Here is a 15,122-nt window from a genome sequence, read left to right as displayed (position 1 = left end):
TTGTTAGGCCTGCAGGCCTGCGAGGGAGTCCTTGGCGGCGGTCACGACGGCTTCTGCCGTGATGCCGAACTCCTGGAAAAGGCGCTTGTAGTCTGCGGAGGCGCCGTAGTGTTCGAGGCTGACGGACCGGCCGGCGTCGCCGACGAATTCCTTCCAGCCCAGGGCAAGGCCTGCTTCAACGGATACACGGGCCTTGACGGCCGCGGGCAGGACGGACTCGCGGTAGGCGGCGTCCTGCTTGGTGAACCACTCGACGCACGGCATGGAGACGACGCGCGTCGCGATGCCTTCGGCCTGCAGGGCCTCACGGGCCTTGACGGCGAGCTGGACCTCCGAACCGGTGGCGATCAGGATGACGTCGGCCGGGACGGTGGCACCGTCCTTTGACGCCTCGGCCAGGACGTAGCCGCCCTTTGCCACACCGGCGGTGGAGCCGAAGGTATCGCCTTCGGCCTCGCCCGCGCCGCGTTCCCAGGTAGGAATGTTCTGGCGGGTCAGGACGATGCCGGCCGGGTTGGCGTGGTTTTCCAGCATGGTCTTCCAGGCCACGGCCACTTCATTGGCGTCACCGGGGCGGACGACGTCCAGGCCCACGATGGCACGCAGCGAGGCGAGCTGTTCCACCGGCTGGTGGGTGGGGCCGTCCTCGCCCAGGCCGATGGAGTCGTGCGTCCACACGTACAGGGACGGCACACCCATCAGCGCACCGAGGCGGATTGCCGGGCGCTGGTAGTCGCTGAAGATCAGGAACGTGCCGGAAAACGCCCGGGTGTTGCCGTGCAGGGCGATGCCGTTCACGATCGAGGCAGCGGCGTGCTCGCGGATACCGAAGTGCAGCACCCGGCCGTAGGGGTTGCCGGACCAGGCATCGGTCTGCTTGGAGGCCGGAACAAAGGACGGCGAACCCTCAATGGTCGTGTTGTTCGATTCGGCGAGGTCCGCCGAGCCGCCCCAGAGTTCGGGCAGGACCGGGCCGAGCGCGTTCAGCACCTTGCCGGAGGCGGCACGGGTGGAGACGTCCTTGCCGGCCGGGAAGACCGGAAGGGCGGCGTCGACTCCTTCGGGCAGTTCCCTGGCCTCGATGCGCTGCAGCAGGGCTGCGGCCTCGGGGTTGGCGGCCTGCCAGGCGTTGAAGGACTCTTCCCATTCCTTTCGGGCGGCCGCCCCGCGGTCCACCACGGAGCGGGCGTGGGCCAGAACCTCATCCTCGGCCTGGAAGGTCTTGGCTGGATCGAAGCCCAGTACTTCCTTTAGTGCTGCAACTTCCTCGGCACCCAGGGCGGAACCGTGGATCTTGCCGGTGTTCTGCTTCTTGGGGGCCGGGTAGCCGATGATGGTGCGCAGCGAGACGATGGACGGCTTGGACGTTTCGGCCTTGGCGGCGAACAGGGCCGAGTACAGTTCCTGGACGTCTTCCTTGTATTCGCCGGTCTTGGTCCAGTCAACGCGCTGGACGTGCCAGCCGTAGGCTTCGTAGCGCTTCAGGACATCCTCCGTGAAGGCGATGTCGGTGTCGTCCTCGATGGAGATGTGGTTCTCATCGTAGAGAACAACCAGGTTGCCCAGTTCCTGGTGGCCGGCCAGCGAGGAAGCCTCGGCCGTCACGCCTTCCTGCAGGTCGCCGTCGGAGGCAATAACCCAGATGGTGTGGTCAAACGGGCTGGTGCCAGGAGCGGCGTCGGCGTCGAACAGGCCGCGCTGGCGGCGCTGCGAGTAGGCGAAGCCCACCGAGGATGCCAGGCCCTGGCCCAGCGGGCCCGTGGTGATCTCCACGCCCGCGGTGTGCTTGTATTCCGGGTGTCCCGGGGTCAGCGAACCCCAGGTCCGCAGCGCCTGCAGGTCCTTCAGTTCCAGGCCGTAACCATTGAGGAACAACTGGATGTACAGGGTCAGCGAGGTGTGGCCGGGGGAGAGGATGAACCGGTCACGGCCAATCCACTGCGGATCGCGCGGATCGTGGCGCATCAGCTTCTGGAACAGCAGGTACGCGGCCGGAGCCAGGCTCATGGCGGTGCCGGGGTGGCCGTTACCGACCTTCTCCACGGCGTCGGCGGCCAGCACGCGGACGGTGTCCACAGCACGCTGGTCCAGTTCGGTCCAGGACAGTTCTTGCTCTTCCAAATGTGGCACGAAAACCGGGCCCCTCTCTGTGCTGATGGCAGCGGCCACACCGGGTCCGGTTGTAGGAGCGCAGTGTGGCGCCCGTTGCGGTGTGTAACCAGTCGCCATCGAAATGTTGGTCTGTCGTTCAGTCGCCGAACAGCGTGGGAATGCGTTTTCCACCGCTTCCTTGCTGCGTGCTGATCTGGTGACAGCTTAGCTCTATTCCACCCTCCGGGCGGCTCAAATCTCACGTTTTGGACGCAATTTCCCCTTTTGTGAATCGGCCTGCAGTGAGGGTGAGTTAATCTGCTCGAATTGGCGTTCCACCGATCAAATGCGCATATCAGCGGTGGGGCGGAGGGTGGCGGCACGGTATGATATTCGGAGGCCAACGCCGGGCAGCGGGCCTTCCAGCCGCCCGCTGCTGCACCGCCAGACACAACTGCCACACAGAACGGGTGACTGCCACCGTGAGCACAACAGATACGCCGCTGAACGCATCCCGGGCATCAGGTGCCGGGTTTGCCCGTAAGGCAAAGGCGTATCTCGCCCTCACCAAGCCGCGGGTCATCGAGCTGCTGCTGGTAAGCACGCTGCCCACCATGATCTACGCGGAGCGCGGCTTCCCCTCGATCGGGCTGATCCTTGCCACGCTTGTTGGCGGCGCGTTTGCGGCCGGCAGCGCAGGGGCCTTCAACTGCTATATCGACCGTGACATCGACAAACTGATGCACCGCACCGAAAACCGGCCCCTGGTCACTGGTGAGGTCACGCCTCGCGAGGCCCTGGTTTTCTCCTGGGTGCTCGGCGCGGCCGCCATCGCCATCCTGTGGTTCGGGGCGAATCCTTTGTCGGCATGGCTCGGCCTGGGGGCAATCTTCTTCTACGTGGTCATCTACACAATGATCCTCAAGCGGCGTACGGCCCAGAACATTGTGTGGGGCGGGGCGGCAGGATGCTTCCCGGTCCTCATCGCGTGGGCCGCCGTCACCACTTCCGTGGACTGGCCCGCAATCATCCTCTTCATGGTCATCTTCCTGTGGACACCCCCGCACTACTGGCCCCTGTCCATGCGGTACGGCGAGGACTACCGGAACGCCAACGTGCCCATGCTGGGCGCCATCGCCGGCGCCAAGGTGGTCTCCGTCCAGGTGGTCCTCTACGCCTGGGCCATGGTGGCCTGCTCACTCCTGATGGTTCCGGCCGGCGGCGCGGGCTGGGTCTACACGGCAACGGCGGTCCTGGCCGGGGCATGGTTCCTCTACGAGTCACACTCCCTGTACAACCAGGCCCAGCGTGAGGACATCTCCGGCAAGCGGGCCATGAAGGTCTTCCACGGCTCCATCAGCTACCTCACCCTCCTCTTTATTGCCCTCGCCGTTGACCCTTTCATCGGTCCCGCCGTGATGGCAGCCGGCTAGGCACCGCCACCCCAATTCCCAACGGCGCCGCCACGGACTCTTAGGTCCGGGGCGGCGTCTTTTTGTGCCATGCCAGCAGGCAGCCGACGGTCCTGTCCTCAACGTTCCCGGGCCAGCGACGGTTCCTCTGTGTGACACTTTTGTCATGCTTGTCACGTTTGCTGTCACCAACGGTGACAGCCCGGTTACCGTGGTTTTGATCCTGCCCGCTGAGCAAAGGAAGAAACCATGGCACAGGCATCAGATCCGTCCACCGCTCCCAGCCATAGTCCGCCGGGTAAGCCCGCTGGTATCCCTCCTGCACGAAAGGTGTCCCGCTTCGCCGGCCAACTGAGGGCCGACCTTCCCGCATCCCTTGTGGTGTTCCTTGTTGCCCTGCCGCTAAGCCTTGGCATCGCGGCGGCCTCCGGTGCCCCCGTGATGGCCGGCCTCATCGCGGCTGCCGTCGGGGGCATCGTTGCCGGCAGCCTGGGGGGTTCCCCGCTGCAGGTGAGCGGCCCTGCCGCCGGGCTCACCGTCATTGTCGCCGGTTTGGTCCAGGAATTCGGCTGGCAGGTAACCTGCCTGATCACGGCCGGTGCCGGCGCCGTCCAGCTGTTGCTCGGCGTCAGCCGGGTGGGCAGGGCTGCCCTGGCGGTCTCACCCGTGGTGGTGAAGGCGATGCTGGCCGGAATCGGCATCACGATCATGCTGCAGCAGGTCCACGTCCTGCTCGGATCGCAGCCTGCCGGTTCGGCCCTCGAAAACCTGAGCGCCCTGCCTGCCGCCATCACGAACGTCGAACTGCACGCCGCACTGCTGGGCCTCGCCGTCGTGGTGATCCTCCTGGGCTGGAAGCACCTTCCCGGTCCCGTGCGCAGTGTGCCCGGGCCGCTGGCCGCCGTCGTTGCCGGCACAGCTCTGTCCGTGGCGTTTGCCCCCTCCGTGGAGCGCATATCCTTCACCGGCTCCATCCTCGACGCCATCGCGCTGCCGGAACTGCCCGAAGGCAACTGGCGTGCCGTTGCGTTCGCCGTCCTCTCGATGGCCCTGATCGCCAGCATCGAATCCCTGTTGTCCGCCGTGGCAGTGGACAAGATGCACAACGGCCGCCGCACCAACCTCAACCGCGAACTTTTGGGTCAGGGAGCCGCCAACATAGTCTCGGGCACCCTGGGCGGCCTCCCCGTGACAGGGGTTATTGTCCGCAGTGCCACCAACGTTGAAGCCGGTGCAGCCACCCGGGCGTCCGCATTCCTGCACGGCGTGTGGGTCCTCACCTTCTCGGCTTTCTTTGCGGGACTCATCCAGCTGATCCCGCTCGCCGTGCTGGCCGGACTGCTGATGGTGATCGGCGCGCGGCTGATCAAGGTGGCGGACATCCGGACCAGCATGCGCACCGGTGACCTGCTGATCTACACCGTGACGCTGGCCTGCGTCGTCTTCCTCAACCTGCTCGAAGGCGTCCTCATCGGGCTGGCGCTGGCTGCGGCCAGCGTGTTGTGGCGGGTGCTGCGGGCGTCGGTGCACGCGCACCCGCCCGTGCCGCCATCGGTCCTGTGGCGGGTGGCTATTACCGGATCATGCAGCTTCTTCGCCTTGCCGCGCCTGAACCGGGTGCTGCAGTCCGTCCCGGAAGGCAGGGACGTAGTGGTGGAATTGAACGCCGACTACCTGGACCACGCCTTCCGCGAGGCCGTCGTCGCGTGGCGGAAGCAGTATGAGGCATCCGGCGGGACCGTCCTTGTCGAGGAACACGGCAACACCCTGTTCCGGGATGCCGAGCATCAGGCGCCGAAACGGCAGGAAGCCAGCGAACTGCCCCTGCCGCCACGGGCGTCCCGGAAGCCCGGCGGACCCGGCCAGGATGTGGAGCCGAAATACTCCATCCTCCACGGAATCGACAAGTACCACCGGCGCTTCGCCGACAAGGTCCGGCCCATGGTGCAGGACCTGACCGACGGCCAGGACCCGGACACCCTGTTCGTGGCCTGCGTCGACTCACGGGTGAATCCGAACCTGATCACCAGCAGCGGCCCGGGGGACCTGCTGACCCTGCGCAATATCGGCAACGTGGTGTGCCGGGACGGCCGGGACGCATCGATCGATGCCGTGCTGTCCTTTGCCGTCAAAGGTCTGGATGTGGACTCGATTGTGATTTGCGGCCACTCGAACTGCGGGGCCATGAAGGCGGTCATCGCGGACGCCGGCGGGGACACCGGGCCGTCTTTGGGGGCGGGATTCGATGCCTGGCTGGACCACGCCCGGCCAAGCTACCGCGAACTGCAGGACGGGCATCCGGTGGCGCTGGCGGCGGCAGAAGCGGGATATAGCCGGCTGGACCAGCTGGGAATGGTCAACGTGGCCGTGCAGCTTGCCAAATTGGAATCCCATCCGGTGGTGGGTCCTGCGCTCACCCGGGGTGCGCTGCAGGCCACGGGCTTGTTCTACGATATCGGCAGCGCGCGGGTACTGCTGGTGACCACGTCCGGAATCAAGTTCCTCGATCCGTCGCATCCAGCTGCGGCCGGGGCCGCCACTGCCCGCTGATCCTGGCGCAGCCCACAAGCACAAAGAGCGCCCCGGTTCGGCGGAACCGGGGCGCTCTGTTGGAAGCTGGGGCAGTTACTGGACAGGGCTGGAACGGGCGATGTCCCAGGCGTTGGTTGCCGCGGCCATCAGCAGTGCGGCCCCCAGCATGTGGGCTCCCACCAGCAGGACCGGAATACCGTTGTAGTACTGCGTGAAGCCGATGATGGCCTGCAGCACCGTCACAGCGAGCAGCCCCAGGACAGCATTGCGGAACGGGCCGGTGATCCGGCGCAGGAACACCAGCGCCAGTGCCGCCACGGTGCCGATGGTGATCAGGTAGGCGGGGACTGCATGGATGTGCGAAAAGAGGTCCCAGTCCAGCCCGTTCCGGGGGGCGTCCGCGTCGCCGGCGTGCGGGCCGGCACCAGTGACCACTACTCCCAGCATCACCGCAAGGGCGGAAAAAAGCGCGACGGCGGCAGTTACCGGACGCATGACGCCCGGCAGGGCGGGGTGCCGGACGGCCATAAACCGGCCTGTCCTGCCGAAGGCCCGGTTTACGAGGAGCGTGGCGAACACCACCAGGGACATGGACACCAGGAAGTGCAACCCCACCACCCACGGGTTGAGGTGAGTCAGGACGGTGATGCCGCCGATGACGGCCTGGGCGGGGATGCTCGCCAGGAGGCCAAGCGCAAGAAGGAAGAGGTCCCTGCGCTCCCTGCGGAGGTTCCACAGGTACACCAGCATGAGCGCGGCGACCGCGGCCAGGGCAAAGGTAAGCAGCCTGTTGCCGAACTCGATGAACCCGTGGATGCCCATTTCCGGGGTGTTGACCAGCGACGTGTCGGTGCAGCGCGGCCACGTCGGGCAGCCCAGGCCGGACGCGGTCAGGCGGACGGCACCGCCGGTAACCACCAGCACGGTCTGGCCAATCAAGGATGCGACAGCGAGCCGCCGGACCCGGATGTCTACGGTCCGGGGCAGCCTGGATACCAGGCGGCCGGCCAGCTGGGGAAGGCGTGATGCCGTGCTCACGATTCTCTCAATTCCACTTGAACCAACGGATGGCTGCCGCCCCGGCCACGAGGGCCCAGAGCAGCAGGATGAGGGCGGCGCCGACGTCGACGGCGCCGTTAAGGAATGCTTCGCGCAGGGACTCGCCCAACGCACCCGAAGGCAGGAACCCCACTGCCGGCTGCGCAGCTGCAGGGAGCTTGTCAGCGGGGATCACAATGCCTCCCAGCGCGCCAAGGAGGATCCACAGCAGGTTGGTGATGGCAAGCGTGGCCTCAGGCCGGACGGTGCCCGCCACCAGCAGCCCAAGGGCCGTGAAGGCGGCGGCGCCCAACGCCAGGAGGGCCAGGCCGGGAAGCCAGCCCGCCGCCGTCGGCTGCCAGCCCAGGGCAAGCGCAACAGCGGAGACCACCGCCACCTGGATGCAGAGGACAGCCAGGACCGAGATGACCTTGCCGGCGATAAGCCCGCCACGGCCCAGGGGAGTGGTCGAGAGGAAGCGGAGCACCCCGTAGCGGCGGTCGAAACCGGTGGCGATGCCCTGCCCGGTAAAAGCCGTTGACATGGCGCACAGGGCAAGGATGCCGGGCACCGCCACGTTGATCCGGCTGGCTCCCATTCCGTCAAGGAGCGGCGTCACTGTCAGGCCGACGAGTGCAAGCAGGGGCAAAACAACGGCAAGGATCAATTGCTCGCCGTTGCGCAGCATCGCCAGGGCCTCGTACCTGCCCTGCAGCAGTACGCGCTTCGGCAGCGCGGCAGGCTGCTGTCCGGCGCTTCCGGAGTGGCCGGATGCTGCAGCGGCGGCAGCGCCGGCAGGAGTCCGGGTCATCGGATGTCCTTTCCCGAAATATCCAGAAAGACGTCTTCAAGGCTACGCGCCTGCAGGCTCATTGACCCGGGCATGATGTTGTGGGCTTCCCACCATGCCGCCAGCGTTGCGAGATGGGCGGGCATCAGCGGACCTGTGACTTTATAGCTGCCGGCCCGGGTTTCGGAGACGTTGATGCCGGCCGGGAGCACCCTGGAAAGATCGAGCCCGGATGGTGCCTCGAACACCAGTGTCCTGACGTGCTCCGCCCCGGCCTCCACCTCGGGACTGCGCCGCAGCAGCTCCGGCACCGTGCCCTCGGCAACGTTCCGGCCGCTGTCGATGATGTAGACATAGTCCGCCAGGCGCTGGGCGTCATCCATGAGGTGCGTGGTGAGGATGATCCCCATCCCGCCGTCACGGAGCTCGGAAATCAGGTCGAACACCAGCTGCCGGGATTGCGGATCCAGGCCCGCGCTCGGCTCATCCAGGAAGAGGACTTCGGGTTTGCCGATCAGGGCCGCAGCCAGCGCGAGCCGCTGCTTCTGGCCTCCGGAGAGCCTGCGCACGGTGGTCCTGCCGAAGGTGTCGATGCCCAGGCGCCCCACCAGTTCTTCCACATTCCAGGGCCTGGCGTAGAGGCCGGCGATGTGCCTCAGCAGGGGGATGGGGCGGGCCGACGGCGGGAGCCCGCCGTCCTGCAGCATCACGCCGACGCGTGAGCGCAACCCGGCCCCTGCCGTGGCAGGATCATGGCCCAGCAGGGAAATGCTGCCGCCGGTGCGCTTCTGCAGGCCTTGCGCGCACTCGAGCGTGGTGGTTTTCCCCGCGCCGTTGGCTCCCAGCAGGGCGGTGACCTGGCCCCTTTCGGCAGTCAGGGAGATGCCGCTGACCACCCGCAGCATTTTGCCGTCCAGGCTTGGCAGCGGGCCAACATCCTTAATTAGTCCGCTGATCGACAGCACGGGGGATTGTGGAGAACGCACCCGAATATTCTACGGGATGTAGTATTTTCCGCGGACCCGCGCTGGCGCACACCCGCCCGCTGAGGTCAGCCTGCCCTTACTGGAGCGGGGGACTAAATTACGACATCATTGTGTTGTGTATTCCGTGAGTAATGCTACTGCTGTGCCTGTTGCTGGGCACGGGGCCCCGCCGGCCCCTGCAGACCGCGGGCCTGTGGCCGCCGGTCCGGTGGCTGACGCCGATGAGCGCACCCGGGACCGCGTCCTGGCTGCGGTCCTCGAGAACGGACCCGTCAGCGCTGCGGAACTTGGCGACCTGCTCGGCTTCACGCCGGCTGCGGTGCGCCGCCACCTGGACCATTTATCCCGTGCCGGCATCATCGAAGTCAAGAGAATCGCGAAATCCGGCGCGGGCGCGGGCCGTCCTGCCCGCCGCTACGTCCTCAGTTCCCAGGGCCAGTCCAGTCTCGGCGATGACTACCTGTCCATTGCGGCCCTGGCGCTCCAGCAGCTGCAAAAAGTCGCCGGACCGGACGCCGTCCGCGCTTTCGCCGTCGAGCGTTTTGCCGACATGGAACGGCGGTATGCGCCCGAGATCGAGAAGGCCGGCCCGGACATCGCGGACCGCGCGCGGGCATTGTCCGAAGCGCTGACCCGCGACAATTTCGTTTCCTCCACGGCGTCCATCGAGGCCAAAGCCCCGCTTCCCGCTGCCCTTTCCAGTGTGCAGCTGTGCCAGGGCCACTGCCCCATCCAGCAGCTCGCAGCCCGGTTCCCCGTGTTCTGCGACGTGGAGACCGAGGTGTTCGCCAGGCTGGTGGGCGTGGACGTGCGCCGGCTCTCCACGCTGTCCCGCGGCGGGCATGTCTGCACCACCCACATTCCTACAGGCAGGCTGTCTGCCCTGGCGCCCATAAGGCCCGCTGCAGCCCCCGCCGGCCTGGTCGAAGAAATCAACCATCAGCAAGAAAGGCCGTGATGACGGACCAACTATCAGAGAAAGCAGTAGCCGAAAACACTGTGATCTCGGAGATTCTGGAAAAGAATCCCGAGCTGCACGGCATCGGCAACTACGAGTACGGCTGGGCCGACAAGAACGACGTCGGCGCGAACGCACGCCGTGGGCTCGACGAAGAGGTTGTCCGCGACATTTCGGCCAAGAAGAGCGAGCCGGACTGGATGCTTGACCTCCGCCTCAAGGGCCTCAAGTACTTCGACCGCAAGCCCATGCCCACCTGGGGCGCGGACCTGTCCGGCATCGACTTCGACAACATCAAGTACTTCGTCCGCTCCACGGAGAAGCAGGCAGCCAGCTGGGAAGACCTGCCCGAGGACATCCGGAACACGTACGAGAAGCTGGGTATCCCGGAAGCCGAGCGCAGCCGCCTTGTTTCCGGTGTTGCCGCGCAGTACGAGTCCGAGGTGGTCTACCACCAGATCCGCGAGGACCTCGAGGCCCAGGGCGTCATATTCCTGGACACCGACACCGCGCTGAAGGAGCACCCGGAGATCTTCCAGGAATACTTCGGCACCGTGATTCCGGTGGGCGACAACAAGTTTGCCTCCTTGAACACGGCTGTATGGTCCGGCGGCTCCTTTGTCTACGTCCCGAAGGGCGTCCACGTTGACATCCCGCTGCAGGCCTACTTCCGCATCAACACCGAGAACATGGGCCAGTTCGAGCGGACCCTGATCATCGCCGACGAGGACTCCTACGTCCACTACATCGAAGGATGCACCGCGCCGATCTACACCTCGGACTCGCTGCACTCCGCCGTCGTGGAAATCGTGGTCAAGAAGGGCGCCCGCGTCCGGTACACCACCATCCAGAACTGGTCCAACAACGTGTACAACCTGGTGACCAAGCGTGCCGTCTGCGAAGAGGGCGCCACCATGGAATGGGTAGACGGCAACATCGGCTCCAAGGTCACCATGAAGTACCCGGCCGTGTACCTCGTGGGTGAGCACGCCAAGGGCGAAACCCTGTCCATCGCGTTCGCCGGCGAGGGCCAGCACCAGGACACCGGCTCCAAGATGGTGCACATCGCTCCGAACACCAAGAGCTCCATCATCTCCAAGTCCGTGGCCCGCGGCGGCGGCCGTGCCGCCTACCGCGGCCTGGTCCAGGTCCGGGAAGGCGCCAAGCACTCAGCCAACACCGTGCGCTGCGACGCGCTGCTGGTGGACACCATTTCACGCTCTGACACCTACCCGTACATCGACATCCGCGAGGACGATGTGCAGCTGGGACACGAGGCAACTGTCTCCCGCGTCAGTGAGGAACAGCTGTTCTACCTCATGTCCCGCGGCATGCCCGAGGACGAGGCCATGGCCATGATCGTGCGCGGCTTCATCGAGCCGATCGCCCGTGAGCTCCCCATGGAATACGCCCTTGAGCTCAACCGCCTCATCGAACTCCAGATGGAAGGATCCGTCGGTTAATGACTGCCGAAGCAACCACCGAAAAGGCGCGCATCGGCGCACCCTCGATCGCCGGTTTCACTGAGGAGGGCGAACAGCTCGTCCCCTCGAAGGTGGACCGCCACCACAGCCACGGCGTGCAGGTCATGGCGTCCCGCGCGGAACGCCTCACCAGCCACGACGTCGCCGATTTCGCACTGCCCACCGGCCGGGAAGAGGAATGGCGCTTCACTCCCGTCCGGGAACTGGCCAACCTGCTCTCCGACGCCCCCAGCGACGGTGACGTCCTGAACGTCGCCGTCGAGGCGCCGGAGGCGTTCGTCCAGCGGACGCTGCGCGCCGGCGAGGCCCCCCGCGGTGCCACGCTCGTCCCCGCCGACCGTGCCGCCGTCGTCGCTTCCGCCAACGCCGACGAGGCCCTGTTCATCCAGGTCCCGGCCAACGCCGAACTGGACGAGCCCGTCCGCGTTGTCCTCACGGGCAAGGGCGCCGGCCGCCGCTCCAACTCGCACGTGGTGGTCGAGGCTCTTGAAAACAGCCGCGCCGTGGTGATCCTCGAGCACGACGGCTCCGCCGACCACAATGGCAACGTGGAGGTTTTCGTCCGCGAAGGCGCCCAGCTGACCGTGGTTTCCGTCCAGCTGTGGGAGGACGACGGCAAGCACCTGGCCCAGCACGACGCCGAAGTTGCCAAGGACGCCGTCTACAAGCACATCGCCGTGACGCTCGGCGGCAAGATCGTCCGGCTCAACTCCAACGTCCGGTTCGCCGGTGAAGGGGCCGAGGCTGAACTCCTCGGCCTGTACTTTGCCGACGCCGGCCAGCACCTTGAGCACCGCTCCTTCGTGGACCACAACGTGGCCAACTGCACCTCCAACGTGCTCTACAAGGGCGCGCTGCAGGGCAAGGGTGCGCACACCGTCTGGGTGGGTGACGTCCTGATCCAGAAGCAGGCAGAAGGCACCGACTCCTACGAGAAGAACCAGAACCTGGTCCTGACCGACGGTTGCCGCGCGGACTCCGTTCCCAACCTGGAAATCGAAACGGGCCTCATCGAAGGTGCCGGGCACGCCAGCGCCACCGGCCGCTTCGACGACGAGCACCTGTTCTACCTCATGGCCCGCGGCATCCCGGAAGACGTCGCCCGCCGCCTGGTGGTCCGTGGCTTCCTTAACGAAATCATCCAGAAGATCAAGGTCCCGGCCCTCGAAGAGCGCCTGACCGAGGCTGTGGAACGCGAACTCGCCGCAGGCGACAACTAGGACAGGCAGGGACGCATGAGTGGGAAGCCCAAGGGCGAGCTGGTGTGCAACGCCAATGACATCCAGGTCAAGCAGGCGCTGCGTATCCTGATCGACGATTATCCGGTAGCCGTGGTGCGGGATTCGATGGGCGATATCCACGCCATCGGGGACACCTGCTCGCACGCCGACATTTCGCTGTCCGAAGGGGATGTGGAAGGCTGCGCCATCGAATGCTGGGGCCACGGTTCCCAGTTCGACCTGCGCAGCGGCCAGCCCCTGCAGCTTCCCGCCTACGATCCCGTTCCCGTTTTCGCCGTCGAACTGGACGGCGACGACGTCTACGTGGACGTCACCAATGTTTTGAACGGCGCCGCAGTAGACAACTACTGAGCGCCCTGCAGCACCGGACTTACGAACGAAAAGAAAGAAGAGCATGTCAACTCTTGAGATTAAGGACCTGCACGTCAGCATTGAGACGGAACAGGGCACCAAGGAGATCCTGAAGGGCGTCAGCCTGACCATCCGGACCGGCGAAACGCACGCCATCATGGGCCCCAACGGTTCGGGCAAGTCCACCCTGGCCTCCACCATCGCAGGCCACCCCCGCTACACCGTCACCAGCGGTTCCATCACCCTCGACGGCGAAGACGTCCTGGAGATGAGCGTGGACGAGCGTGCCCGCGCCGGTGTCTTCCTGGCCATGCAGTACCCGGTGGAGGTCCCGGGCGTGACCATGACCAACTTCCTGCGCACCGCCAAGACCGCCATCGACGGCCAGGCGCCGGCCCTGCGCACCTGGACCAAGGACGTCAAGTCGGCCATGGAGCAGCTGCGCATCAACGCCGACTTCGCCCAGCGCAACGTCAACGAGGGCTTCTCCGGCGGCGAGAAGAAGCGCGTCGAGATCCTGCAGCTCGAACTCTTCAAGCCGAAGTTCGCCGTCCTGGACGAAACCGACTCCGGCCTGGACGTCGACGCCCTCAAGGTCGTCTCCGAGGGCGTGAACCGCGCCCACGCCCAGGGCAACATGGGAACCCTGCTGATCACGCACTACACCCGCATCCTGCGCTACATCAAGCCGGACTTCGTGCACGTGTTCGTGGATGGCCAGGTTGTCGAGGAGGGCGGCCCGGAACTCGCCGACCGCCTGGAAGAAGAAGGCTACGACCGTTACGTCAAGGGCGCCGGTTCCGCCGTCGCCGCTCCCGCAGCAGCACAGGCCTAGTTAGGACCAGCCATGACCGAAATCACCCCGGGCCGGACGGCCCTGGAGGACGTCGAAGAGGCGCTGAAGGACGTCATCGACCCCGAACTCGGGGTCAACGTGGTGGACCTCGGCCTCCTCTACGGCCTGAAGTACTCCGATGACGACGGCGCGCTGCTGATCGACATGACGCTGACCACCGCCGCCTGCCCGCTCACCGACGTGCTTGAGGAGCAGGTGGGCCAGGCGCTGGACGGCGTGGTGGACGACTGGCGCCTGAACTGGGTGTGGATGCCGCCATGGGGTCCGGAGCGGATCACCGATGACGGCAAGGACCAGATGCGGGCCCTCGGCTTCAACATTTAGAACAGCCGAAAGTACGACGACGGGCGGTTACCTTTCGAAGGAAAGGTAACCGCCCGTCGTCGTCCCCACCGGCTCCCTAACCTCGCAAGCTCAGCCAGGGAACCCTGCCGGCTACCTCCCCAATCCCGCAAGCTCGATTGGGGCCCCTCGGTAGCGTGGGCCCAGCCATCGATTGCTAGAGCGTGGGCGCGCTGAACGTGTCGCACTGGTTGATGTCGCCGGTCCGGTAGCCCTGGTAGAACCATCGCTGGCGCTGCTCGCTGGAGCCGTGCGTCCACGCCTCGGGAGTGACCCGGCCGGTGGCTGCCTCCTGGATCCGGTCATCACCCACAGCAGATGCGGCGGACAGCGCGTCGTTCAGGTCCTGCTGGGTGAGGGCCTCCAGGAACGGCTGGCCGTCAGGGCCGGGCTGCGTGGAAGCGTGCTTTGCCCACAGGCCCGCGTAGCAGTCCGCCTGCAGCTCCACGCGTACGGCACTGGACTCGGGGCCCTGCGGATCCTGCTGTGCCCGGTCCAGGTTGCCCAGGACATTCTGGATGTGGTGGCCGAACTCATGGGCCACCACGTACTCCTGGGCCAGCGGTCCGCCGGAGGAACCGAAGCGGTCAACCAGTTCGGTGAAGAACCCGGGATCAAAGTAGGCGGTGTTGTCTGCAGGGCAGTAGAAGGGACCGACGGCGCTGGACGCCGTTCCACAGCCGGTGTTGACGGCCTGGTCGAAGATGACCGTCTCCGGCTGCGGGTAGCGGACGTTGTACTGCTGCAGGTAGGCCGGCCAGAACGCGTTCAGGCTGTTCACCGTGCCGGTGATCCTGCAGTCTACGCGCGCATCAGCGTCGGCGCCTGTCTCGCAGGCGGGAGCGGTGCCCTGGCTTTGTGGTCCCGGCGCCTCGCCGCCGGCCAGGCCCTCAAGGAGCTGCGGATTGACGCCCAGGAGGGTGGCAATGAGCAGGATGAGCCCGCCACCGATGCCGCCGCCGACTTTCACCCCGCGGCCCATGCCCCGCCGGTCCTGGACCTGCGAGGGATCCAGCTGCACGTTGTCATTGAAACTCATAA

At 66.0% G+C, this 15,122-nt stretch carries 13 protein-coding genes; 8 read left to right on the top strand and 5 right to left on the bottom strand.

Annotated elements, in window-relative coordinates:
* Positions 1-3: 3 nt before the first annotated feature.
* Positions 4-2,121: a transketolase gene (tkt, locus tag FDW83_RS01860; protein WP_138136106.1), complete on the bottom strand. Its 2,118-nt coding sequence runs from the start codon at positions 2,119-2,121 to the stop codon at positions 4-6.
* Between the two features lie 440 nt (positions 2,122-2,561).
* Here tkt and FDW83_RS01855 point away from each other — a divergent pair, with 440 nt between their 5' ends.
* Together FDW83_RS01855 and FDW83_RS01850 are read left to right on the top strand one after the other, a co-directional pair.
* Positions 2,562-3,524 carry a heme o synthase gene (locus FDW83_RS01855; protein WP_138135897.1) on the top strand — a complete coding sequence of 321 codons (963 nt, stop codon included), beginning with the start codon at positions 2,562-2,564 and terminating at the stop codon, positions 3,522-3,524.
* A gap of 228 nt (positions 3,525-3,752) precedes the next feature.
* Positions 3,753-6,053, top strand: coding sequence for a bifunctional SulP family inorganic anion transporter/carbonic anhydrase (locus tag FDW83_RS01850; RefSeq protein ID WP_138135896.1), 2,301 nt, complete (start codon positions 3,753-3,755; stop codon positions 6,051-6,053).
* Positions 6,054-6,128: 75 nt separating this feature from the next.
* On the opposite strand, the gene FDW83_RS01845 is transcribed toward FDW83_RS01850, so the two are convergent.
* Genes FDW83_RS01845 through FDW83_RS01835 form a run of 3 tightly spaced genes read right to left on the bottom strand, consistent with a single transcriptional unit; the run spans position 6,129 to position 8,849 of the window.
* Complete coding sequence (locus FDW83_RS01845; protein WP_138135895.1) at positions 6,129-7,073, bottom strand: heme A synthase; 945 nt, start codon at positions 7,071-7,073, stop codon at positions 6,129-6,131.
* A gap of 7 nt (positions 7,074-7,080) precedes the next feature.
* A complete protein-coding gene (locus FDW83_RS01840) occupies positions 7,081-7,884 on the bottom strand; it encodes an ABC transporter permease (RefSeq protein ID WP_138135894.1) in 804 nt (267 codons plus the stop codon).
* Positions 7,881-8,849, bottom strand: coding sequence for an ABC transporter ATP-binding protein (locus tag FDW83_RS01835; protein ID WP_138135893.1), 969 nt, complete (start codon positions 8,847-8,849; stop codon positions 7,881-7,883). Before FDW83_RS01835 ends, FDW83_RS01840 begins: the two co-directional genes overlap by 4 nt.
* Positions 8,850-8,991: 142 nt before the next feature.
* Here FDW83_RS01835 and FDW83_RS01830 point away from each other — a divergent pair, with 142 nt between their 5' ends.
* The 6 genes from FDW83_RS01830 to FDW83_RS01805 are packed head-to-tail and all read left to right on the top strand — an operon-like array spanning position 8,992 to position 14,063.
* On the top strand, positions 8,992-9,807 hold the full coding sequence (locus tag FDW83_RS01830) for a metalloregulator ArsR/SmtB family transcription factor (RefSeq protein ID WP_138135892.1): 816 nt from the start codon (positions 8,992-8,994) through the stop codon (positions 9,805-9,807).
* A complete protein-coding gene (gene sufB, locus FDW83_RS01825) occupies positions 9,807-11,270 on the top strand; it encodes a Fe-S cluster assembly protein SufB (RefSeq protein WP_138135891.1) in 1,464 nt (487 codons plus the stop codon). The genes FDW83_RS01830 and sufB overlap by 1 nt, the downstream gene beginning before the upstream one ends.
* On the top strand, positions 11,270-12,511 hold the full coding sequence (gene sufD, locus FDW83_RS01820; protein WP_138135890.1) for a Fe-S cluster assembly protein SufD: 1,242 nt from the start codon (positions 11,270-11,272) through the stop codon (positions 12,509-12,511). The genes sufB and sufD overlap by 1 nt, the downstream gene beginning before the upstream one ends.
* A gap of 15 nt (positions 12,512-12,526) precedes the next feature.
* Positions 12,527-12,883: a non-heme iron oxygenase ferredoxin subunit gene (locus FDW83_RS01815; RefSeq protein ID WP_009357672.1), complete on the top strand. Its 357-nt coding sequence runs from the start codon at positions 12,527-12,529 to the stop codon at positions 12,881-12,883.
* Between the two features lie 43 nt (positions 12,884-12,926).
* On the top strand, positions 12,927-13,718 hold the full coding sequence (gene sufC, locus FDW83_RS01810; protein WP_138135889.1) for a Fe-S cluster assembly ATPase SufC: 792 nt from the start codon (positions 12,927-12,929) through the stop codon (positions 13,716-13,718).
* Between the two features lie 12 nt (positions 13,719-13,730).
* Positions 13,731-14,063, top strand: a complete 333-nt coding sequence (locus tag FDW83_RS01805) for a metal-sulfur cluster assembly factor (RefSeq protein ID WP_058267279.1) — start codon at positions 13,731-13,733, stop codon at positions 14,061-14,063.
* 175 nt (positions 14,064-14,238) lie between these two features.
* Here FDW83_RS01805 and FDW83_RS01800 read toward each other — a convergent pair whose 3' ends face one another.
* Positions 14,239-15,120 carry a neutral zinc metallopeptidase gene (locus FDW83_RS01800; protein WP_138135888.1) on the bottom strand — a complete coding sequence of 294 codons (882 nt, stop codon included), beginning with the start codon at positions 15,118-15,120 and terminating at the stop codon, positions 14,239-14,241.
* Positions 15,121-15,122: the final 2 nt, after the last annotated feature.

The sequence above is a fragment of the Pseudarthrobacter sp. NamE2 genome (assembly GCF_005796205.1).
Classification (GTDB): Bacteria; Actinomycetota; Actinomycetes; order Actinomycetales; family Micrococcaceae; genus Arthrobacter.
This window is presented reverse-complemented; position numbering and strand designations above follow the sequence as displayed.